Origin of the sequence: Sinorhizobium kostiense (assembly GCF_017874595.1) — a bacterium.
Taxonomy (GTDB): Bacteria; Pseudomonadota; Alphaproteobacteria; order Rhizobiales; family Rhizobiaceae; genus Sinorhizobium; species Sinorhizobium kostiense.
Genome location: NZ_JAGILA010000002.1, coordinates 18,884 through 39,275 on the forward strand (window position 1 = coordinate 18,884; position 20,392 = coordinate 39,275).

General features: G+C 61.9%; 21 protein-coding genes and 3 tRNA genes. 3 read left to right on the forward strand and 21 right to left on the reverse strand.

Annotated features, from left to right (window positions below; all coding sequences use genetic code 11):
* Positions 1-12: 12 nt before the first annotated feature.
* The 19 genes from J2Z31_RS06500 to J2Z31_RS06590 form a co-directional block, all read right to left on the reverse strand.
* On the reverse strand, positions 13-780 hold the full coding sequence (locus tag J2Z31_RS06500; protein WP_209601112.1) for a biotin--[acetyl-CoA-carboxylase] ligase: 768 nt from the start codon (positions 778-780) through the stop codon (positions 13-15).
* Positions 777-2,219 carry an NADH-quinone oxidoreductase subunit NuoN gene (gene nuoN / locus J2Z31_RS06505; protein ID WP_209601113.1) on the reverse strand — a complete coding sequence of 481 codons (1,443 nt, stop codon included), beginning with the start codon at positions 2,217-2,219 and terminating at the stop codon, positions 777-779. Before nuoN ends, J2Z31_RS06500 begins: the two co-directional genes overlap by 4 nt.
* Before the next feature lie 19 nt (positions 2,220-2,238).
* Positions 2,239-3,750: an NADH-quinone oxidoreductase subunit M gene (locus J2Z31_RS06510; RefSeq protein WP_209601114.1), complete on the reverse strand. Its 1,512-nt coding sequence runs from the start codon at positions 3,748-3,750 to the stop codon at positions 2,239-2,241.
* Positions 3,750-5,744, reverse strand: a complete 1,995-nt coding sequence (gene nuoL / locus J2Z31_RS06515; RefSeq protein WP_209601115.1) for an NADH-quinone oxidoreductase subunit L — start codon at positions 5,742-5,744, stop codon at positions 3,750-3,752. Before nuoL ends, J2Z31_RS06510 begins: the two co-directional genes overlap by 1 nt.
* Positions 5,745-5,751: 7 nt before the next feature.
* Positions 5,752-6,060, reverse strand: coding sequence for an NADH-quinone oxidoreductase subunit NuoK (gene nuoK / locus J2Z31_RS06520; RefSeq protein WP_209601116.1), 309 nt, complete (start codon positions 6,058-6,060; stop codon positions 5,752-5,754).
* A 28-nt stretch (positions 6,061-6,088) separates the two neighbouring features.
* Entirely contained in the window at positions 6,089-6,703 is a 615-nt protein-coding gene (locus J2Z31_RS06525; protein WP_209601117.1) for an NADH-quinone oxidoreductase subunit J, read from the reverse strand.
* A 147-nt stretch (positions 6,704-6,850) separates the two neighbouring features.
* A complete protein-coding gene (gene nuoI / locus J2Z31_RS06530) occupies positions 6,851-7,342 on the reverse strand; it encodes an NADH-quinone oxidoreductase subunit NuoI (protein WP_209601118.1) in 492 nt (163 codons plus the stop codon).
* A 63-nt stretch (positions 7,343-7,405) separates the two neighbouring features.
* A complete protein-coding gene (gene nuoH, locus J2Z31_RS06535) occupies positions 7,406-8,449 on the reverse strand; it encodes an NADH-quinone oxidoreductase subunit NuoH (protein WP_209601119.1) in 1,044 nt (347 codons plus the stop codon).
* A 20-nt stretch (positions 8,450-8,469) separates the two neighbouring features.
* Positions 8,470-10,551 (reverse strand): NADH-quinone oxidoreductase subunit NuoG, encoded by a 2,082-nt coding sequence (gene nuoG, locus J2Z31_RS06540; RefSeq protein ID WP_209601120.1) that lies wholly within the window; start codon positions 10,549-10,551, stop codon positions 8,470-8,472.
* A 116-nt stretch (positions 10,552-10,667) separates the two neighbouring features.
* Positions 10,668-11,483: an NADH:ubiquinone oxidoreductase gene (locus tag J2Z31_RS06545; RefSeq protein WP_209601121.1), complete on the reverse strand. Its 816-nt coding sequence runs from the start codon at positions 11,481-11,483 to the stop codon at positions 10,668-10,670.
* Between the two features lie 6 nt (positions 11,484-11,489).
* Positions 11,490-12,794 (reverse strand): NADH-quinone oxidoreductase subunit NuoF, encoded by a 1,305-nt coding sequence (gene nuoF, locus J2Z31_RS06550; RefSeq protein WP_209601122.1) that lies wholly within the window; start codon positions 12,792-12,794, stop codon positions 11,490-11,492.
* Between the two features lie 12 nt (positions 12,795-12,806).
* Positions 12,807-13,631, reverse strand: a complete 825-nt coding sequence (nuoE, locus tag J2Z31_RS06555) for an NADH-quinone oxidoreductase subunit NuoE (RefSeq protein ID WP_209601123.1) — start codon at positions 13,629-13,631, stop codon at positions 12,807-12,809.
* A gap of 16 nt (positions 13,632-13,647) precedes the next feature.
* A complete protein-coding gene (locus tag J2Z31_RS06560) occupies positions 13,648-13,893 on the reverse strand; it encodes a hypothetical protein (RefSeq protein WP_209601124.1) in 246 nt (81 codons plus the stop codon).
* Complete coding sequence (locus J2Z31_RS06565; RefSeq protein ID WP_209601125.1) at positions 13,893-15,083, reverse strand: NADH-quinone oxidoreductase subunit D; 1,191 nt, start codon at positions 15,081-15,083, stop codon at positions 13,893-13,895. Before J2Z31_RS06565 ends, J2Z31_RS06560 begins: the two co-directional genes overlap by 1 nt.
* Positions 15,084-15,138: 55 nt before the next feature.
* Positions 15,139-15,744 carry an NADH-quinone oxidoreductase subunit C gene (locus J2Z31_RS06570; RefSeq protein WP_209601126.1) on the reverse strand — a complete coding sequence of 202 codons (606 nt, stop codon included), beginning with the start codon at positions 15,742-15,744 and terminating at the stop codon, positions 15,139-15,141.
* Positions 15,745-15,761: 17 nt separating this feature from the next.
* Positions 15,762-16,340, reverse strand: coding sequence for a NuoB/complex I 20 kDa subunit family protein (locus J2Z31_RS06575; protein WP_209601127.1), 579 nt, complete (start codon positions 16,338-16,340; stop codon positions 15,762-15,764).
* Positions 16,331-16,696, reverse strand: coding sequence for an NADH-quinone oxidoreductase subunit A (locus J2Z31_RS06580; protein ID WP_026619307.1), 366 nt, complete (start codon positions 16,694-16,696; stop codon positions 16,331-16,333). Before J2Z31_RS06580 ends, J2Z31_RS06575 begins: the two co-directional genes overlap by 10 nt.
* Positions 16,697-17,001: 305 nt before the next feature.
* Positions 17,002-17,078: transfer RNA gene (locus J2Z31_RS06585), tRNA-Asp, on the reverse strand.
* A gap of 70 nt (positions 17,079-17,148) precedes the next feature.
* Positions 17,149-17,225, reverse strand: a tRNA-Asp gene (locus J2Z31_RS06590).
* A 411-nt stretch (positions 17,226-17,636) separates the two neighbouring features.
* Here J2Z31_RS06590 and J2Z31_RS06595 point away from each other — a divergent pair.
* Positions 17,637-17,712: transfer RNA gene (locus J2Z31_RS06595), tRNA-Val, on the forward strand.
* Between the two features lie 34 nt (positions 17,713-17,746).
* On the opposite strand, the gene J2Z31_RS06600 is transcribed toward J2Z31_RS06595, so the two are convergent.
* Positions 17,747-18,145 (reverse strand): (R)-mandelonitrile lyase, encoded by a 399-nt coding sequence (locus J2Z31_RS06600; RefSeq protein WP_209601128.1) that lies wholly within the window; start codon positions 18,143-18,145, stop codon positions 17,747-17,749.
* 120 nt (positions 18,146-18,265) lie between these two features.
* Positions 18,266-18,847 (reverse strand): GNAT family N-acetyltransferase, encoded by a 582-nt coding sequence (locus tag J2Z31_RS06605; protein WP_209601129.1) that lies wholly within the window; start codon positions 18,845-18,847, stop codon positions 18,266-18,268.
* Between the two features lie 255 nt (positions 18,848-19,102).
* Between J2Z31_RS06605 and J2Z31_RS06610 the strand changes: the two genes are divergently transcribed.
* Together J2Z31_RS06610 and J2Z31_RS06615 are read left to right on the forward strand one after the other, a co-directional pair.
* Complete coding sequence (locus J2Z31_RS06610; RefSeq protein WP_209601130.1) at positions 19,103-19,816, forward strand: DUF6065 family protein; 714 nt, start codon at positions 19,103-19,105, stop codon at positions 19,814-19,816.
* A gap of 172 nt (positions 19,817-19,988) precedes the next feature.
* Entirely contained in the window at positions 19,989-20,345 is a 357-nt protein-coding gene (locus J2Z31_RS06615; RefSeq protein WP_209601131.1) for a hypothetical protein, read from the forward strand.
* The last annotated feature ends 47 nt before the right edge of the window (positions 20,346-20,392 follow it).

The following is a 20,392-nucleotide window of genomic DNA, read 5'->3' on the forward strand; positions in this document are numbered from 1 at the left end:
TCTGTTCCTCGTTCATCCGAAAAATACGTCGCCGGCCGCGATCGCCTGCGACGCGCCGGTGCCCGTGTCGAGCAGCAACCGGCCCTCCTTGTCGATCCCGGCGAAACGCCCGGAAAGCGACCGGTCCGGCAGATTGACGGTGATGGGCTCGCCGATGCCTTTTGCTGCCGCCCGCCATTGGTCGATAATGGAAGCGATGCCCGCCCCCTGATCCCAGACAGACAGGGTTTCGGCCATCTCTGCGAAGAGATGTGCAAAGAGTTCCACCGGCGAAACCGTCGACCCCTGGCGTCGAAGCGACGTGACCGGATAAAGCGCCTCCTCAGGCACTGCCGCAACATTCACTCCGCAGCCGACTACCAAGGCGTGGCGGCCATCCGGCAACGCCTCGCCTTCGAGGAGAATGCCGCAGGCTTTCCGACCATCGATCAGAATGTCGTTCGGCCACTTGATCGCCACTTCCGGCGCGCCAGGAGGCATCACCCGGCGAATGGCGCGATGCGCTGCCACGGCCGCGGCAAGCGGCAGCGAATGCAGGCGCTCGACAGGAGCAGGATCGACGAGCAGCAGCGACGCGTAGAGGTTTCCCGGTTCGGAGAACCAGGCGCGGCCCCGGCGGCCGCGCCCGCCGGTCTGGCGCGTTGCCGTGATCCAGAGATTGCCCGGATCGCCCTCGCGCGCCCTTTTCAGGCACTCGCTGTTCGTCGAAACGGTGTCCTCGAGCGCGACATGCCGGAAGTCACTGGCTGAAATCCGGCCGCTGCCCTCACCGCGTGTCAAAAGAAGGTCCGCGCCGCGACTTCCGCGGCGTTGCCGAGCGGTCCGCCGATCAGCACATATCCGAGCACGAAGAGCCCGGAAAGCCCGAACACCAGCCGCAATTCGCCGGCCGTGCGGGCAAACTCGCCCTTGGGCGCGTCAAACCACATGACCTTGACCACGCGCAGGTAATAATAGGCGCCGACGACGGAAGCGAGCACGCCGATGATCGCGAGCCCGTAGAGCTGCGCTTCGATCGCCGCGACGAACACGAAATACTTCGCGAAGAAGCCGGCGAGAGGCGGAATGCCGGCAAGCGAGAACATCAGGATCGTCAGTACGGTCGCCATGAAGGGGTTGGTCTGCGACAGGCCTGCGAGATCATCGATGCCTTCGACATTGTCGCCTTCCCTGCGGCGCATTGCGAGAATGCAGGCGAAGGTGCCGAGCGTCATCACCATGTAAATCAGCATGTAGAGGATGACGCCGCGCACGCCGGTCATCGAGCCGGCGGCAAGGCCGACCAGGGCGTAACCCATGTGGCCGATCGACGAATAGGCCATCAGCCGCTTGATGTTGCGCTGGCCGATCGCAGCGAAAGATCCGAGCAGCATCGAAGCGATCGAGATGAAAACGACGATCTGCTGCCAGTCGGCGACGACCGGTTCGAAGGCGTGGATGACGACGCGGATGAGCATGGCCATGGCCGCGACCTTCGGCGCTGCCGCGAAGAAGGCTGTGACCGGCGTCGGCGCGCCCTCGTAAACGTCCGGCGTCCACATATGGAACGGCACGGCGGAGATCTTGAAGGCGATGCCGGCGAGGATGAAGACCAGCCCGAAGACCAGGCCGAGCGAACGGCCCTCGGAGGTCAGCGCATTGGCGATCTGGTCAAAGCCGGTATGGCCGGTGAAGCCATAGACGAGCGACATGCCATAGAGCAGCATGCCGGACGAGAGGGCACCGAGAACGAAATATTTGAGGCCCGCTTCCGTCGAGCGGATGCTGTCACGATTGATCGCTGCGACGACATAGAGCGCCAGCGACTGCAGTTCCAACGACAGGTAGAGCGAGATCAAGTCGTTCGCCGAAATCATCAGCAGCATGCCGAGCGTGGCGAGCAGCAGAAGCACCGGAAACTCGAACCGGTCGATCTGGGCCGACCGGGCATGGCCGACGGTCATCACCATGACGGTGATCGACCCGATCAGCGCCAGGACCTTCATGAATTTCGAGAACGGATCGGAAAGGAAGGCGCCGCCATAGGCCGCGCCTTCGCCTGTCCTCAAAACCAGCCACAAGCCGGCGAAGATCAGCACCGCAACCGCGAGGCCGGTCACAGTTTGCGTCGACCTCTCGCTTGAGAAAACGCCAACCATCAACAGCACCATCGCGCCGATCGCGAGGATCAGCTCGGGCATCGAGAGTTGCAGGCTTGCAATAAGGGTTTCAGCAGTCATGTCCAATCACGTCCTGTGGTCATTGCGCCGAAAGCGCGACGTCTTGCGCTGCCTGCAGCGCCGCGGCGTAGTTGTTGACGAGCATATCCACGGAAGCCGCCGTCGCGTCGAAAACCGGCGCGGGATAGATCCCGAAGAAGATCGTCAGGATTACCAGCGGGTAGAGAATCAGCTTCTCGCGCCCGGACAGGTCGAGCAGCGACTTGAGGCTCTCCTTTTCCAGCGCGCCGAAGATCACCCGGCGATAGAGCCAGAGCGCGTAAGCCGCCGACAGGATGACGCCGCTGGTCGCGAAGAGCGCTACCCATGTATTGACGCGGAACACGCCGACCAGCGTCAGCACCTCGCCGATGAAGCCGGACGTGCCCGGGAGGCCCACATTGGCCATGGTGAAGACCATGAAGGCGACGGCATATTTCGGCATGTTGTTGACGAGGCCGCCATAGGCGGCGATTTCGCGCGTGTGGAGCCGATCGTAAACGACGCCGACGCAAAGGAAGAGCGCGCCCGAGACGATCCCGTGCGACAGCATCTGGAAGATGGCGCCCTGGACCCCTTGGGCGTTGGCCGCGAAGGTGCCCATCGTGACGTAGCCCATATGGGCGACCGACGAATAGGCGATCAGCTTCTTGATGTCTGTCTGCATCATCGCCACCAGCGAGGTGTAGATGATCGCTATGATCGAGAGCGTGTAGACGAGCGGCGCGAAGAAATCGGACGCGAGAGGAAACATCGGCAGCGAGAAGCGCAGGAAGCCATAGCCGCCGAGCTTCAGGAGGATGCCCGCCAGGATCACCGAACCGGCCGTCGGCGCCTGGACGTGCGCGTCCGGGAGCCAGGTGTGAACCGGCCACATCGGCATCTTCACGGCGAAGGACGCGAAGAAGGCCAGCCACAGCCAGGTCTGCATCTGGCGCGGGAAGTCATACTTCAGCAATTCGGTGATGTCGGTCGTGCCGGCCTGCCAGTACATCGCCATGATGGCAAGCAGCATCAGCACCGAACCGAGCAGCGTGTAGAGGAAGAACTTGTAGCTCGCGTAAACCCGGTCCTTGCCGCCCCAGACCCCGATGATGATGAACATCGGAATGAGCCCCGCCTCGAAGAAGACGTAGAAGAGCACGATGTCGAGCGACACGAAGACGCCGATCATCAGCGTCTCCAGCATCAGGAACGCGATCATGTATTCCTTGAGGCGCTTCTCGATTGTCACCCAGCTCGCGAGTACGCAGAACGGCATTAGCAGCGCCGTCAGCGGCAGGAACAGGACAGAGATGCCGTCGATGCCGAGGTGATAGGAAATGCCGGTGCCGAGCCACTCGTGCTTCTCGACCATTTGGAAGCCGGGGTTCGAGCTGTCGAACTGGTGCCAGATGTAGAGCGAAAGGACAAAGGTGAAGATCGTCGTCAGCAGCGAGACATTCAGGATGTTGCGGCGGCCGTAGGCACCGTCTTCCCGCATCAGGAGAAGAAGCAGCACGCCGACGAGCGGCAGGAAGGTGACCGCGGAAAGTACGGGCCAATCGGTCATCAGAGGGAACTCCCGAGCATCATCCATGTAACGAGCGCTGCAATGCCGATCAGCATCGCGAACGCGTAGTGATAGAGGTAACCGGTCTGCAGCCGTACGACACGGTCGGTCACGTCGAGAACGCGCGCCGCCACCCCGTTCGGTCCGAATCCGTCGATCACCCGGCCGTCACCCTGCTTCCAGAGGAAGGTGCCGAGGCGCTTGGCAGTGCGCACGAAGAGGAAATCGTAGAGCTCGTCGAAGTACCACTTGTTCAGGAGGAACAGGTATAGGCCACGGTGCTGTTCGGCCAGGTACTTCGGCGTCTCGGGCGAACGGATATACATGTACCAGGCGGTCAGGAGACCAATTGCCATGGCGACGAACGGGCTCCACTTCACCCACAGCGGAACATGGTGGAATTCCTCGAGAATCTCGTTTTCCGGCAGCGTGAAGAGCGCGCCCTGCCAGAACTCCGCATAGTGGTGGCCGAAGAAGTGATCGTGGAAGAGGAAGCCCGCGACAAGCGCACCAAGCGCCAGGACATAGAGCGGCACCAGCATGACCTGCGGCGATTCATGCACGTGATGCATGACGTCGGCCGACGCGCGTGGCCTGCCGTGGAACGTCATGAAGGTCAGGCGCCAGGAATAGAAGCTGGTGAAGAGCGCGGCGACCACCAGGAGGATGAAGGCTAAGCCTGAAACGACGCTGTGCGAGGCAAACGTCGATTCGATGATCGCATCCTTCGAGAAGAATCCAGCCGTACCGAACAGCGTGCCGGGGATGCCGACGCCGGTGAGCGCGATCGTTCCGATGAACATCATCCAATAGGTAACCGGAATGTGCGTGCGCAGGCCGCCCATGTGGCGCATGTCCTGCTCACCATCCACGGCGTGGATGACGGAGCCGGCGCCGAGGAACAACAGCGCTTTGAAGAAGGCGTGTGTAAAGAGATGGAAAATCGCAGCGCCATAGGCCCCGACGCCGAGCGCGACGAACATGTAGCCGAGCTGGGAGCAGGTCGAATAGGCGATGACGCGCTTGATGTCGTTCTGGACGAGGCCGACCGTCGCCGCGAAGAAGGCGGTGATGGCGCCGATCACGGTGACGACGGTCAGCGCGTCCGGCGACAGTTCGAACAAGGGCGACATGCGGGCGACGAGGAAGACGCCGGCGGTCACCATGGTTGCGGCATGGATGAGGGCCGAAACCGGTGTCGGGCCTTCCATGGCGTCCGGCAACCAGGTGTGCAGCAGGAACTGCGCCGACTTGCCCATGGCGCCCATGAAAAGCAGGACGCAGGCGGCGGTCAGGGCATCCGCCTTGTCGAGCTGCATGCCGAAGAGATTGATGACGGCCTCGCCTGCCGCGGCGCCCTCAGCAGGCAGGTAGCTCTGAGCGGCAGCAAAGATTGTTTCTAAGTTGACCGATCCGAAGAGAACGAAGACGGCGAAGATGCCGAGAGCGAAGCCGAAGTCGCCGACACGGTTGACGATGAACGCCTTCATTGCCGCGGCATTGGCCGAGGGCTTCTTGTACCAGAAACCGATCAGCAGGTAGGACGCAAGACCCACGCCTTCCCAGCCGAAGAACATCTGCAGCAGGTTGTCCGCCGTCACCAGCATCAGCATCGCGAAGGTGAAGAGCGACAGATAGCCGAAAAAGCGCGGACGATGGGGATCGTGGTGCATGTAGCCGATCGAATAGATATGCACCAGCGTCGAGACCGTATTGACGACCACGAACATGACCGCTGTCAGCGTGTCGACGCGGAAGGCCCATTCGACGTCGAAGCTGCCGGACTGGATCCAGCGCAGCACCGAAACCCTGATCATCTCCTCCTCGCCGAGCGCGACGTCGAAGAAGACGAGCCAGGAGAGCGCCAGCGCGATGAGCATCAGCCCGCTGGTCACGTATTCGGATGCCTTTGCGCCGATCTGCGTGCCGAGGAGGCCGGCGATCAGAAAGCCGATCAGAGGCAGGAAGACGATAGCCTTGATAATGGTGTCCATGGCCCTGTCAGCCCTTCATCATATTGACGTCTTCGACCGCGATTGAGCCGCGGTTGCGGTAGAAGACGACGAGAATTGCAAGTCCGATGGCCGCTTCGGCGGCCGCGACGGTCAGAATGAACAGCGCGAAGACCTGCCCGGTGATGTCGTTCAGGAATGACGAGAAAGCCACCATGTTGATGTTGACCGCGAGCAGGATGAGCTCGATCGACATCAGAATGACGATGACGTTCTTCCGGTTGAGGAAGATGCCGAAGACGCCGAGCGTGAACAGAATGGCGCTGACGGTCAGATAGTGGGAAATTCCGATTTCCATTTTTGTAGTCCTCGACCTCGCGTCCGGATTAAATGCCCTGCCCCGGCTTGACCGTGACCACCTCGACGGCGGTTTCGGGCGTGCGGGCAACCTGGCGCGGAATGCTTTGGCGCTTGATGTTCTGACGGTGACGCAGGGTCAGCACGATGGCGCCGATCATGGCGACGAGCAGCACGAGCCCCGCGATCTGGAAGAAGTAAACGTAATGGGTATAGAGGACATCGCCGAGCGCCGCGGTGTTGCTGCGTTCGCTCACGGCAGGCATCGGCATCGCGATCCCTTTGGCGATCTCCGGCGAGAAGGTCGTGCCGCCAACGACGATGATCAGTTCGGCCGCGAGGATCAGACCGATCAGCGCGCCGATCGGCGCATATTCAAGCACGCCGGCGCGCAGCTCGGCAAAGTCGATGTCGAGCATCATCACGACGAAGAGGAAGAGAACGGCCACGGCGCCGACATAGACCACGAGCAGGATCATCGCCAGGAACTCGGCACCCGTCAGCAGGAAGAGGCCTGCCGCGTTGAAGAAGGTCAGGATCAGGAACAGAACCGAATAGACCGGATTCTTCGCCGCGATGACCATGAAAGCCGACGCCACGGCGATGAAGGCGAAGAGATAGAAAAAAAGAGCCTGCAGACCCATGATCGGTGCCTTTTTGTCTTTGCTCGGCGTGAAGGCCCCGCCCCCACTCCATGAGGCAAGGCCGGACCTCAGTCCGGCCGGTGCCCCAAACCCGTTTTCTACGCACCGCTTCAAGGAGCGACGCGATACTCCGTGACGCGGACGGCCTCAGCGATAGGGCGAGTCCATTGCGATGTTGCGCGCGATTTCCCGTTCCCACCGGTCGCCATTGGCGAGGAGCTTTTCCTTGTCGTAGTAGAGCTCTTCGCGCGTCTCGGTGGCGAATTCGAAGTTCGGCCCTTCGACGATTGCGTCGACCGGACAGGCTTCCTGGCAGAAACCGCAATAGATGCACTTCACCATGTCGATGTCGTAGCGCACAGTGCGGCGCGTCCCGTCGTTGCGACGCGGACCGGCTTCGATGGTGATGGCCTGGGCAGGACAGATCGCCTCGCAGAGCTTGCAGGCAATGCAACGCTCTTCGCCGTTCGGATAGCGGCGCAGGGCGTGCTCACCGCGGAAGCGCGGGCTGACATGCCCCTTCTCGAAGGGATAGTTCACCGTTGCCTTCGGCCGGAAGAAATAGCGCATCGACAGCATGAATGCCGCGACGAATTCCTTGAGGAACAGCGAGTTGACGGCTTGGGTGAGGCCGGCCATCTTAACCTCCAAACTTGCCGGCCTGGGAGGCGCCGGCGGTATGCAGCGAAGCTCGAGTGGCCATTACGCCCACCCCATCAGCTTCAGAACGAATGCGACGATGACCACCATGCCGAGCGACAGCGGCAGGAAGACCTTCCAACCGAGACGCATCAGCTGGTCGTAGCGGTAGCGCGGCACGAAAGCCTTCACCATCGCGAACATGAAGAACACGAGCGAAGCCTTCAGCACGAACCAGACGATGCCCGGCACCCAGTTCAGGAGCCAGATGTCTACCGGAGGCAGCCAGCCGCCGAGGAAAAGGATCGTCGTCAGGGCGCACATCAGGCAGATGGCCGCGTATTCGCCAAGCATGAACATCATGTACGGGGTCGAGCCGTATTCGACCATGAAGCCGGCGACGAGTTCCGATTCGGCTTCCGGCAGGTCGAAGGGCGGGCGGTTCGTCTCGGCAAGCGCCGAGATGAAGAACACGATGAACATCGGGAAAAGCGACAGCCAGTGCCAGTCGAGGAAGGAAGCCGGCAGGCCGATCCTGGTTCCGAGGCCGTCGGTCTGGGCGGTGACGATGTCCGTCAGGTTCAGCGAGCCGACGGTGAGCAGCACGGTGATGATGACGAAGCCGATCGAGACTTCGTATGACACCATCTGCGCGGCAGAGCGCAAGGCTCCAAGGAACGGATATTTCGAGTTCGAGGCCCAACCGCCCATGATGATGCCATAAACCTCGAGAGAAGATATGGCGAAGACGAAGAGGATGCCGACATTGATGTCCGCGATCACCCAACCCGCATTGAGCGGAATGACGGCCCAGGCGGCAAGAGCCAGCGTCACGGAGACCAATGGGGCGAGCAGGAAGATCGTCTTGTTGGCACCGGCGGGAATGATCGGCTCCTTGAAGACGAACTTCAAAAGATCGGCGAAAGACTGGAACAACCCCCAGGGACCGACGACGTTCGGGCCACGGCGCATCTGAACGGCCGCCCAGATTTTGCGGTCCGCGAGCAGGATATAGGCGATGAAGAGAAGCAGCGCGACCAGAAGCAGGAGCGACTGGCCGATGATGATGGCCCCGGGCCAGACATAGGTCGAAATGAAAGCGTCCATGATGCTCTATTCCCTCGCGCTCATTCCGCCGCAGCTTTGAAATTATTGCGCGCCAAGGCCGAGCATTCGGCCATGACGGCGGATGCGCGCGCTATCGGGTTCGTCAAATAGAAGTCTTTGACCGGAGACGCAAACACGGATTTCGCCATCTCACCGGCTTTTTGCGCGAGTGCGGCAATTTCGTCGTTGGCGCCCACGGCGATGCCGTCGACCTCCGCGAAATGCGGATAAGCGGCGAAGAGCCTGGTGCGCAATTCGCCGAGCGAATCGAACGGCAGCTTCCTGCCAAGCACATCCGAAAGCGCGCGGATGATTGCCCAATCCTCGCGGGCGTCGCCGGGCGCAAAGCCGGCGCGGTTGCCCATCTGCACCCGGCCTTCGGTGTTGACCCAGATACCGGATTTTTCGGTGTAGGCGGCACCCGGCAGAATGACGTCGGCAGCGTGCGCGCCATTGTCGCCATGTGAGCCGATGTAAACGGTGAAGCCCGATTTGCGCGCCGAAAGATCGAGTTCGTCCGCGCCGAGCAGGAACAACACGTCCGTTCCCGCCACCATCTCGGCCGCGGCCTTGCCGCCTTTGCCGGGCACGAAGCCGAGATCGAGACCGCCGACGCGCGCGGCAGCGGTATGCAGGATGGCGAAACCGTTCCATGCCGCGCCGACGGCGCCGACCGCGACCGCCAGCTTTGCGGCATTGGCGAGAACGGCGGCGCCGCCCTCCCCTGTGAGGGCACCCTGGCCGACGATGATCAGCGGCCGTTCGGCCTTCTTGAGCGTCGCGAAGAACTTCGCCTTGCCCGAAACGAGCTCGGCCAAAGTATCGGTGCCGGCACCGAGATATTCATGCTCGTATCGCAATTCGCTCCGCTCGCCGATCACGGCGATCGGGAAGTTGCCCATGCGGTAGCGCTTGCGGATGCGGGCGTTGAGAACCGAGGCTTCGAAACGCGGATTGGAACCGATGATGAGGAGCGCGTCGGCGCTTTCGATGCCCTGGATCGTCGGGTTGAAGAGATAGCTTGCGCGCCCGAGCGACGGGTCGAGAGCTGCGCCGTCCTGACGGCAATCGAGGTTCTCGGAGCCGAGCGAGGAGACGAGCTCCTTCAGCGCATACATTTCCTCGACGGCGGCAAGATCGCCGGCGATCGCGCCGATCCGGTCGCCCGAGGTACTGTCGACGGCGGCCTTGATGGCCTGGAACGCCTCGCCCCAGCTCGCCGGCTGCAGACGGCCGTCCTTCTTCACATAGGGGCGGTCGAGGCGCTGCGTCTTCAACCCATCCCAGATGAAGCGGGTCTTGTCGGAGATCCACTCCTCGTTGATGTCCTCGTTGACGCGCGGCATGATCCGCATCACCTCGCGGCCGCGCGTGTCGACGCGGATCGCAGAGCCGAGCGCATCCATCACGTCGATCGATTCGGTCTTGTTGAGCTCCCATGGACGGGCGGTGAAGGCGAACGGCCTCGAGGTCAGCGCGCCGACCGGGCAGAGGTCGACGACGTTGCCCTGCAGTTCCGACGTCATCGCCTGCTCGAGATAGGTGGTGATTTCCGCATCCTCGCCGCGGCCGATCAGGCCGAGCTCGGCAATGCCGGCAACCTCGGTCGTAAAGCGGACGCAGCGAGTGCAATGGATGCAGCGGTTCATCACCGTCTTGACGAGCGGGCCGATATACTTGTCCTCGACCGCGCGCTTGTTTTCCTGATAGCGCGAGTTGTCGATGCCGAAGGCCATCGCCTGGTCCTGCAGGTCGCACTCGCCGCCCTGGTCGCAGATCGGACAATCGAGCGGATGGTTGATCAGCAGGAACTCCATGACGCCTTCGCGCGCCTTCTTGACCATCGGCGTGGTCGTGAAGATTTCCGGCGCCTCGCCATTCGGCCCTGGGCGCAGGTCGCGGACACCCATGGCGCAGGACGCCGCCGGCTTCGGCGGACCGCCCTTCACCTCGATCAGACACATGCGGCAGTTGCCGGCAACCGAAAGCCGCTCATGGAAACAGAAGCGCGGGACCTCGGCGCCGGCCTCTTCGCACGCCTGCAGCAGCGTGAAATGATCCGGGACCTCGATCTCTTTTCCGTCGACTCTCAGCTTAGCCATCTTCGTACTCAATCCTGTCTTCCGTCCGCCTGCTCTTGCTTGCCGGCAGACAATTCCTTTACGGCCTTGTTCGTCACGACCTTGCCGCTTGCGGTGATATCCCGGCGGCCATCACCTTATTTCTTTCCGATCAGCGCCTTCGCTTGGCCGACCCAATCGTCGCGCGCGATGCGGCCTTCCAGACCTAACTCCGCATCGAGCCGCGCCACATCCGCCGCGCTCAAAGCCGCGACGTCGGCGAGCCGGCGAATGCCCCTGCCGTTCAACACCTGCTCCAGCTTCGGGCCGACCCCGGAGATGCGCTTGAGATCGTCGCTGGGATTGCTCCTCGGCGCCGACGCGGCCGGCTTTCTGGCGGCCTTCGGCTTCCGTGCGGTAACGGGAGCCACCGGAGCTGGCGACGCCTTCGCTTCGGCCGGCTTTGCCGGCGCCGACGCGGCCGGCTTTGTGGCGGCCTTCGGCTTGGGCGCACTAACGGGAGCCGCCGGAGCTGGCGACGCCTTCGCTTCGGCGGGCTTTGCCGGCGCCGGCGCGGCTGGCTTTGTGGCGGCCTTCGGCTTCGGCGTGGTAACGGGGGAAACCGGCGCTGGCGACGCCTTCGCTTCGGCCGGCTTTGCCGGCGACGCAGCGCTCGGCTCCGCGGGGCGCGGCGGCACACGCTCCACGACGGTCTTTTGCAGAACGCTTGCCGCGCCCTGCATCACGCCGAACATGATTCCGGCAATGTGGCTCGTCAGGCCGAAGCCAAGAGCCGTCGCGGTGGCCACAGCCGCGGCGGGGTGCGCCATCATCGGATGCAGCGACGCATTCGGGATCTTCTTCACCCATTCGGCCACGGCGAACGGATCGGCCGGATTCGCGTCGGCGACACGCGCAAACGGAATAACGGTTACCACTTCCCTGCCCTGCCCTTCCTTGCGTTCACCGGCCATGTTTCGTTACTCCGCTGCTTCCAACACCGCGCCGTGCGACGTCGCATTGCGCGTATATTCGTCGATTCGCTTTTCCATTTCCGGACGGAAATGCTTGATCAGACCCTGAATGGGCCAGGCGGCGGCGTCGCCGAGCGCGCAGATCGTGTGGCCCTCGACCTGTTTGGTCACGTCGAAGAGCATGTCGATTTCGCGCTTTTGGGCGCGGCCCTGCACCATCCGTTCCATCACGCGCATCATCCAGCCCGTGCCTTCGCGGCAGGGCGTACACTGGCCGCAGCTCTCATGCTTGTAGAAGGCGGAGAGGCGCCAGATGGCCTTGATGATGTCGGTCGACTTGTCCATGACGATGACGGCGGCGGTTCCGAGGCCGGAGCCAAGCTCGCGCAGGCCGTCATAGTCCATGATCGCGTCCTTCATCTGCGCGCCGGGCACGCAGGGGACGGACGAACCGCCGGGAATGACCGCGAGCAGGTTGTCCCAGCCGCCGCGGATGCCGCCACAGTGCTTCTCGATCAGCTCGTGGAACGGAATCGACATCGCATCCTCGACTGTGCACGGGCGATTTACATGGCCCGAAATCGAGTAGAGCTTGGTGCCGTGGTTGTTCGGGCGGCCGAAGCTCGTGTACCAGCCGGCGCCGCGGCGCAGGATGGTCGGCGTCACTGCGATGGACTCGACATTGTTGACTGTCGTCGGGCAGCCATAAAGACCCATATTCGCCGGGAATGGCGGCTTCAGGCGCGGCTGGCCCTTCTTGCCCTCGAGGCTCTCGAGCAATGCCGTTTCCTCGCCGCAAATGTAGGCGCCGGCGCCGTGATGGACGAAGATGTCGATGTCGTAGCCAAGCTTGTTGTTCTTGCCGAGGAGGCCGTATTCGTAGCACTCGTCGATCGCCGCCTGCAGCGCTTCGCGCTCGCGGATGAACTCACCGCGCACATAGATGTAAGCCGAATGAGCGCCCATGGCGAAGCTCGCAATGACGCAGCCCTCGATCAGCGTGTGCGGATCGTGGCGCATGATGTCGCGGTCCTTGCAGGTGCCGGGCTCGGACTCGTCGGCATTGACGACGAGGTAATGCGGCCGGCCGTCGCTTTCCTTCGGCATGAAGGACCATTTGAGGCCGGTCGGGAAGCCGGCGCCGCCGCGGCCGCGAAGGCCGGATGCCTTCACCTCATTGATGATCCAGTCACGGCCTTTCTCGAGGAGCTCCTTGGTGCCGTCCCAATGGCCGCGTGCCATGGCTCCCTTCAGCGACCTGTCCTTGAGGCCGTAGATATTGGTAAAGATGCGATCTTCATCTCTCAGCATTGTGTCACCTCTTTACCGCTTCTTCTGAGGCTTGGATTTGTCGACGGTGGTCTCGCCCTCGACCTTGGCGATCTTCGCCGCTTCCTTCTTGGCAGTTGCCGGGGTCTTGAGCGCCGGATTGGTGACATCGGCTGCGGTTTTCGGCTTGGCGGCGTTCGCAGGCGGCACGCTGATCGCCTTTTCGTCCGGCGCCTTGCGCGCGCGGCCTGCCTTCTTCTCGGCCGGCTCCGGCGCGTTCAGGCTCGTCAGACCACCGATCGGCGCCGAATAGATGCGCTCGACCTGCGGACCTGGCTCGATTTCAGCGCCCCTGCCCGCCTCGAACGCATCGATGATTTCCTCAAGCCGCTCTGGCGTCAGGTCCTCGTAACTATCCTTGAAGATCATGACCATCGGCGCGTTCACGCAGGCGCCCTGACACTCGACCTCTTCCCAGGAGAGCGTGCCGCTCTGGTTCAGCTCGAAGGGCTCAGGAGCGATCTTCTTCTTGCAGAGCTTGATCAGGTCCTCCGCGCCGCGCAACATGCAGGGCGTCGTGCCGCAGACCTGCACATGCGCGCGCGTTCCGACGGGCTTCAGCTGAAACTGCGTATAAAATGTCGCCACTTCGAGAACGCGGATATAGGCCATGCCGAGCATATCGGCGATCGCTTCGATGGCCGCCCGCGTCACCCAGCCGTCCTGCTCCTGGGCGCGCATCAGCAATGGGATCACCGCCGACTGCTCGCGACCCTGCGGATATTTCTTGATCGTTGCCTTGGCCCAGGCGGCGTTCTCCTTGCTGAAGGCAAAGCTCGCTGGCTGGACAGTGTCTTCGGCTAGTCGACGAACGGACATTCTAGTGGACACCTTATCAATTGATCGAACCGCACCGCGACCTCGTCAGCGTGACGAATTCGCAGGCATAGGCCGACTGGTCTTTCTGCAAAAACACGATGTAGCGCGTGCCGTTGGCGACGGCTGCCTTGATCTCGTAACCCTTTGCGAGCAGCGCGGCCATGGACCCACCGGAGGAAGTCTCGCTCGCCACCTGCTCCTGAGCGAAGGCCGGGCCAACAAGCGCAAACGATCCAAGAGCGGCAAGCAGCGCCAGACGCATCAGCGATCCACCTCGCCGAATACGATGTCGAGCGAGCCCAGCACAGCCGAAACGTCGGCAAGCTGGTGTCCGCGACAGAGGAAATCCATGGCCTGAAGATGCGCATAGCCCGGTGCACGGATCTTGCAACGGTATGGCTTGTTGGTGCCATCCGAGACAAGATAAACGCCGAACTCGCCCTTGGGCGCCTCGACGGCGGCATAGACCTCGCCGGCCGGCACGTGGTAGCCCTCGGTGTAGAGCTTGAAATGATGGATCAGTGCTTCCATCGAGCGCTTCATCTCGCCGCGCTTCGGCGGCACGATCTTGCCGTCGAGCGAGGAAATCGGCCCGACCTTCGCATCGCCAAGCAGGCGATCCACGCACTGGCGCATGATGCGCGCGGATTGACGCATCTCGATCATACGGATGAGATACCGGTCGTAGCAGTCGCCGTTCTTGCCGATCGGGATGTCGAACTCGAGATCCGAATAGCATTCATAGGGCTGCGCCCGGCGCAGGTCCCAGGCGGCGCCCGAGCCGCGAACCATCACGCCCGAGAAGCCCCACGCCCAGGCATCCTCCAGCTTGACAACGCCGATATCGACATTGCGTTGCTTGAAGATGCGGTTGCCGGTCAGGAGCTCATCGATATCGTCGACCGTCTTCAGGAACGGCTCGATCCAGTTGCCGATATCCTCGACGAGCTGATGCGGCAGGTCCTGGTGTACGCCGCCGGGACGGAAATAGGCCGAGTGCATGCGCGCCCCGCTCGCCCGCTCGTAAAAGACCATCAGCTTCTCGCGCTCTTCGAAGCCCCAGAGCGGCGGCGTCAGCGCACCGACGTCCATCGCCTGCGTCGTGACATTGAGCAGATGCGACAGGATGCGGCCGATTTCCGAATAGAGCACACGGATGAGCTGACCGCGGATCGGCACCTCCGTGCCCGTCAGCCGTTCGATGGCGAGCGCGAAGGCGTGCTCCTGGTTCATCGGCGCAACGTAGTCGAGCCGATCGAAATAGGGCACGGCCTGCAGATAGGTCTTGGCCTCGATCAGCTTCTCGGTGCCGCGATGGAGCAGGCCGATATGCGGATCGACACGCTCGACGATTTCGCCGTCGAGCTCGAGCACCAGGCGGAGAACGCCGTGGGCGGCCGGATGCTGCGGACCGAAATTGATGTTGAAGTTGCGGACGTTATGTTCGGTCATACCGATTGCTCCAGGCCGGAAGGCGCCCCATCTGGGTCGCCCGGGCCGACTTATGTCACCGTGCCTTCGCCTTCTCGTCGCCGGGCAGCACATATTCCGTGCCTTCCCAGGGCGAGAGAAAATCGAAGTTGCGGAACTCCTGCCTCAGTTCGACGGGCTCATAGACCACCCGCTTGACCTCGTCGTCATAGCGCACCTGGACGAAGCCGGTCAGCGGGAAGTCCTTGCGCAGCGGATAGCCCTCGAAACCGTAATCGGTCAGGATGCGCCTGAGATCCGGATGGCCGGTGAAGAGAATGCCGTACATGTCGTAGGCTTCCCGTTCGAACCAGTCGGCACCGGGGAAGACCGCGGTGGCGGAGGGAACCGGCTCATCCTCGGCCGTCAAGACCTTCACCCGGACGCGGATGTTCTGCCGCGGCGACAGGAGATGATAGACGACGTCGAAACGATCCGGCCGCTGCGGATAGTCGACGCCGCAGACGTCGATCAGGTTGACGAAACCGCACTGCACGTCGTCGCGCAGGAAGGTCAGGAGCGCGATCAGGTTCTCTGCCTTCGCCGTGAGCGTCAGCTCACCATACTTGATGACAGAGTCGGCAATCAGCGCGCCGCGCGCCTCGCGGAGATAGGACGCAAGCTCGTTCAGGGCTTCACTCATCTTAGGACCCCCTGCCCTTAGCGCTCGATCGTGCCGGTGCGGCGGATCTTCTTCTGCAGCAGAAGCACGCCGTAGAGCAGCGCTTCTGCCGTGGGAGGACAGCCTGGCACGTAGATGTCGACGGGAACGATACGGTCACAGCCACGCACGACCGAATAGGAATAGTGATAGTAACCGCCACCGTTGGCGCAGGAACCCATCGAGATGACGTAGCGCGGCTCGGGCATCTGGTCGTAGACCTTGCGCAGCGCCGGCGCCATCTTGTTGGTGAGCGTGCCGGCGACGATCATGACATCGGACTGACGCGGAGAGGCGCGCGGCGCGAAACCGAAGCGCTCGGCGTCATAGCGCGGCATCGACATCTGCATCATCTCGACGGCGCAACAGGCAAGGCCGAAGGTCATCCACATCAGCGAACCGGTGCGCGCCCAGTTGATCAGCTCGTCCGTCGAGGTAACGAGAAAGCCCTTGTCGGCCAACTCATTGTTGATCTCGCCAAAGAAAGCGTCATTGCTGCCGATCGGCTTGCCGGTCGCGGGATCGAGGAGACCCTTCGGCTGCGGCGCAACGAGCGTGGTGCCGGATGCTAGTTCCATTCCAGCGCTCCCTTCTTCCATTCATAGATAAAGCCGACCGTCAGCACCAGGAGGAAGACCATCATCGACCAGAAGCCGAACCAGCCCAGATCCTTGAACGAGACCGCCCAGGGGAAAAGGAACGCGACCTCGAGGTCGAAGATGATGAAGAGGATCGACACGAGATAGAAGCGGATGTCGAACTTCATGCGGGCGTCGTCAAACGCGTTGAAGCCGCACTCATAGGCCGACAGCTTTTCCGAATCAGGCGCCTTGAAGGCGACGGCGAAGGGAGCGACCAGAAGCGCGAGGCCGATCACAAGTGCGATTCCAATGAAAATCGCGATCGGTACATAGGAACCGAGAAGTTCAGTCATTGTTATCCGTCCCTGCCTGCGAAGCGCACCGGGAGACGCGCTTAGAACACGTAAAGCCGCAGGCCGAAAATCATGTTGCAACGCCAGAGTGGTTAGCGCAGGCCGAGCCCATGCGCAAGCCTCGAACAGGCATTTAAACCGCTTCGAGACACAGGGTTCGAGCGCCCTTGTCTCGCCAATGAGGCAACTTGACGCGCCATTGACCGGCATCGGCCAGTTTCCAGAGGAAATGACTTCGAGACAGTTTGCCGCAACGCAAAAGACATCGTGTCGAACGTGCCGATCGCTTATGGAATGAAAGGAAGTGGCGCGAGTGACGGGGCTCGAACCCGCGACCTCCGGCGTGACAGGCCGGCACTCTAACCGACTGAGCTACACCCGCGCATATGGCCAGGGGCCATTATCTCACCATCGGCACGTTTTGAGAATGCCGATGCCACCAGACTTGAGAGTGGCGCGAGTGACGGGGCTCGAACCCGCGACCTCCGGCGTGACAGGCCGGCACTCTAACCGACTGAGCTACACCCGCATCCTCTTTGACTGGCCGGAGCGCTCGCGCGCCCCGCTCAAGGCGGCCGGGCCGTCTTGATGTGCGGCTAACTAAGCGGTTCGCATTTGGGTGTCAAGCGTGTTTGAAGACAAATCCGTGACGGACCGGATTTTGATCCACAGGGGCATTGAGGCGGTGAAAAAAGGCGCATGCGGAGCGTCCGAGCGCCCCTCCCCTCGCCGCCTCATTGCGCATCACGGAGCGCCAGATGCCCGAAACAAACGAGCCGCCGCACCCGGCGGTCAGTCCACAGGCTTCCTCATACCGATCCAGGGCCCTCACCGGCGCTCACAAAAAAATCGATAAATTCGCTGAAATCCCCTTGCGGTTTTCGCCGGTTGCGCATAGATGACGCCCACCGACGCGGCGGACATTGCTTCGCGACGCGAAGGGCGATTAGCTCAGTTGGTAGAGCGCCTCGTTTACACCGAGGATGTCGGGAGTTCGAGTCTCTCATCGCCCACCATTTTCCCTGGCATACTAACTACAACCGTCTCGGTTCACCCTCCGCGATACTGCTCGTCCGTCACATGCTCCAGCCAATCGACCGCCTTGCCGTCGAGCGCTTCCTGGATGGCGATGTGGGTCATCGCCGTCTCCGCGGCGGCGCCGTGCCAATGCTTCTCGCCGGGCGGAAACCAGACGACGTCGCCGGCGCGGATCTCGCGGATCGGGCCGCCCCAGCTCTGGGCGAGGCCGCAACCGGCGGTGACGATCAGGGTCTGGCCGAGCGGGTGCGTGTGCCAGGCGGTTCGCGCTCCGGGCTCGAAGGTGACCGTGACTACGCGAGCCCGAGCCGGTGCCGGCGCTTCGAAGGCCGGGTCCTGCCGCACGGCACCTTGAAAATATTCAGCCGGCCCACGCGCCGACGGCCTTGACCCGCATTCAAAGATTTCCATCTGAAATGCCTCCTTGATGCAATGTGGCCGACGCTGGCGCCGACACGGGGTTCCCGCTGGTGAAAGATGGAAGTCCTCTCCAGACGAATCGGACGCCCTGCGGACTCAGCAGTCTTCCACTCAACGAAGCGATTTAATCAGAAGCACCCAGTGCTCTGTGTCGGTGTCCCAGCCTTCCTTCACACAGGGGAGTGTTGCAGCTTCCTCGTAGCCATGCCGTTCATACAGTCGTCTTGCACCTACATTGTTGCTGGCGACGATGACACTCATCCGACAAAGCGCCCCTTCCCGTGCTATTTGTTCTGCAAGATCGAGAAGCCGTGAACCAAGCCCTTGCCCCCTGTGTTCCGGATAGCAGGCCAGTACATTGACATACCAGCTTTCGAGCGCCTTGTTCTCCAGTTCTTGAAGCGGCCGAAACAGGGCGGGGAAGTCCTCGCCAGTCGGCCTGGGCTCCGAGCCGATCGGATAGCCAGTCAGACTTGCTACGGCACCGTCTCCAAAGTCCACAACCACGATCTGGCCTTCGCGCACCTTTTCCATTTGCCGAGCGCGACCAACCTCCCAAGGATCCTGGCCGTCCATTGCAAGTCCCTCCCAAATGTAGAGGGGCAAACCCTCGCCAGCGAAGTTGACGAGATCAGCCAGCTCCCTTGCATCTGCTTCGGTTGCGACTCGTAGGGGTGGTTCAAGCCGGATCATTTGCATCCTCCGGACGTCCAAGAACGGAGAACTTTTATAGAAGGTATTTCGAATGACGTCAGGAGATCCTCGATTTTTTTGACCGCCTGCCTTGAGGATCCTTGCTGCCCGAGACAGCCATTCCCATCGCTTCAGACGCGTAACACGGTGCCATGCGAGAGCGTCAGCCAATTGGGACCAAGCCTTCAAGCGCTGTGAGCGGAATAGAAGTCGCTTTGAGCCGTTTCTCCAGAGCCATTCATCAGGAGAATCGGGATGTTTCAGACTCTACGAAGAGAGCCGCGGGTGATCCGCTTTTTATGCCGGCCGGAGGACAGCGGCGTCATTGCGCCGCCGGTTCCCGCCAAGGCTGTCTTGCCGGACTGGTTCCGCAAGCTTCCCGCGGTCGACAAAAAACACGTGTCGACCACCAATAACGGCTTGACCGTCAAACGCTGCATGCCTTTTCTCGATGCCATGACCACCGGCTGGATCTTGCCGCTTGCCGCGACCGTCAGGCTCGAGATCAGGGATGGAGGCAGTTCGGTCGAGGCCGGCTGGGAGTTCGATCGGGTGATGGTCAGCAATCACGGGGCCCACCAGGTGGCGGGGAATCCAAGGGAACCCTCGCCTCCCTGCAAGTTTCACAACTACTGGTCGATCCGCACTCCGCCGGGCTGGAGCTGCCTATTTCTGCCGCCCCTCAACCGCCCGGGACAGCCATTCGAGTGCGTCGCCGGCATTGTCGATACGGATACTTACGCCGCGCACATCCATTTTCCATTTTTTGCAACGGCTCCGGACGGGCTCTATGTCGTTGAGAAGGGAACGCCGCTCGTACAGGTCATTCCGTTTCGCCGCATGGACGCGGCCGTGACAGCGGAGATCCGTGCAGAGAATCGCAAGGAGGCCGCCGAACGCGAAACCATTTACAGGAACACGCTTGCCGGGGAAGGCTGGTACCGAACGCTGGCGCGCGCTTCTCGCTGACCCCAGATGACGATGATTTGAGGTCGATCGACCTAAGATCATAACCTGGTCGATAAACGAGCGGGGGCCGGATCGACATCCGGCCCCTCTCTGGCTCGCTCTCTTGCAAGGTCAGCGCACGTGCCACAGCTTGCCAGGACGATAGTCCCGACCCGAGCCGTTCGAGCTTGAGTTGGAAGAACTGTTCGAGGACGAGTTCGAACTGGAGTTCGAAGAGCTGTTCGAGGATGAGTTTGAGGATGAGTTCGAGCTTGAATTCGACGAACTGTTGGAGGACGAGTTTGAACTGGAATTGCTCGACGAATTCGAACTCGAGTTGGACGAACTGTTGCCGGCTACGATGATCGTGCCGTTGGTGTGGGCATGGGCTTGGCTGGTGGACGAGCCGCCACTGTCATCAAGCAGCCGCGGCTGTTCCTTTGCCGCCGCAGCAGAACCAACAATTGCCGCCAAACCCGCGGCGAGTGCCGTGTTTATCCAGATTTTGGTCATGCCAATCACTCCTCATTTGAACCGGACCTGTCCTTAGGTCCGGTGGAGTAACGGGCGACGTGCGCTTCTATTCCACGACGGAAC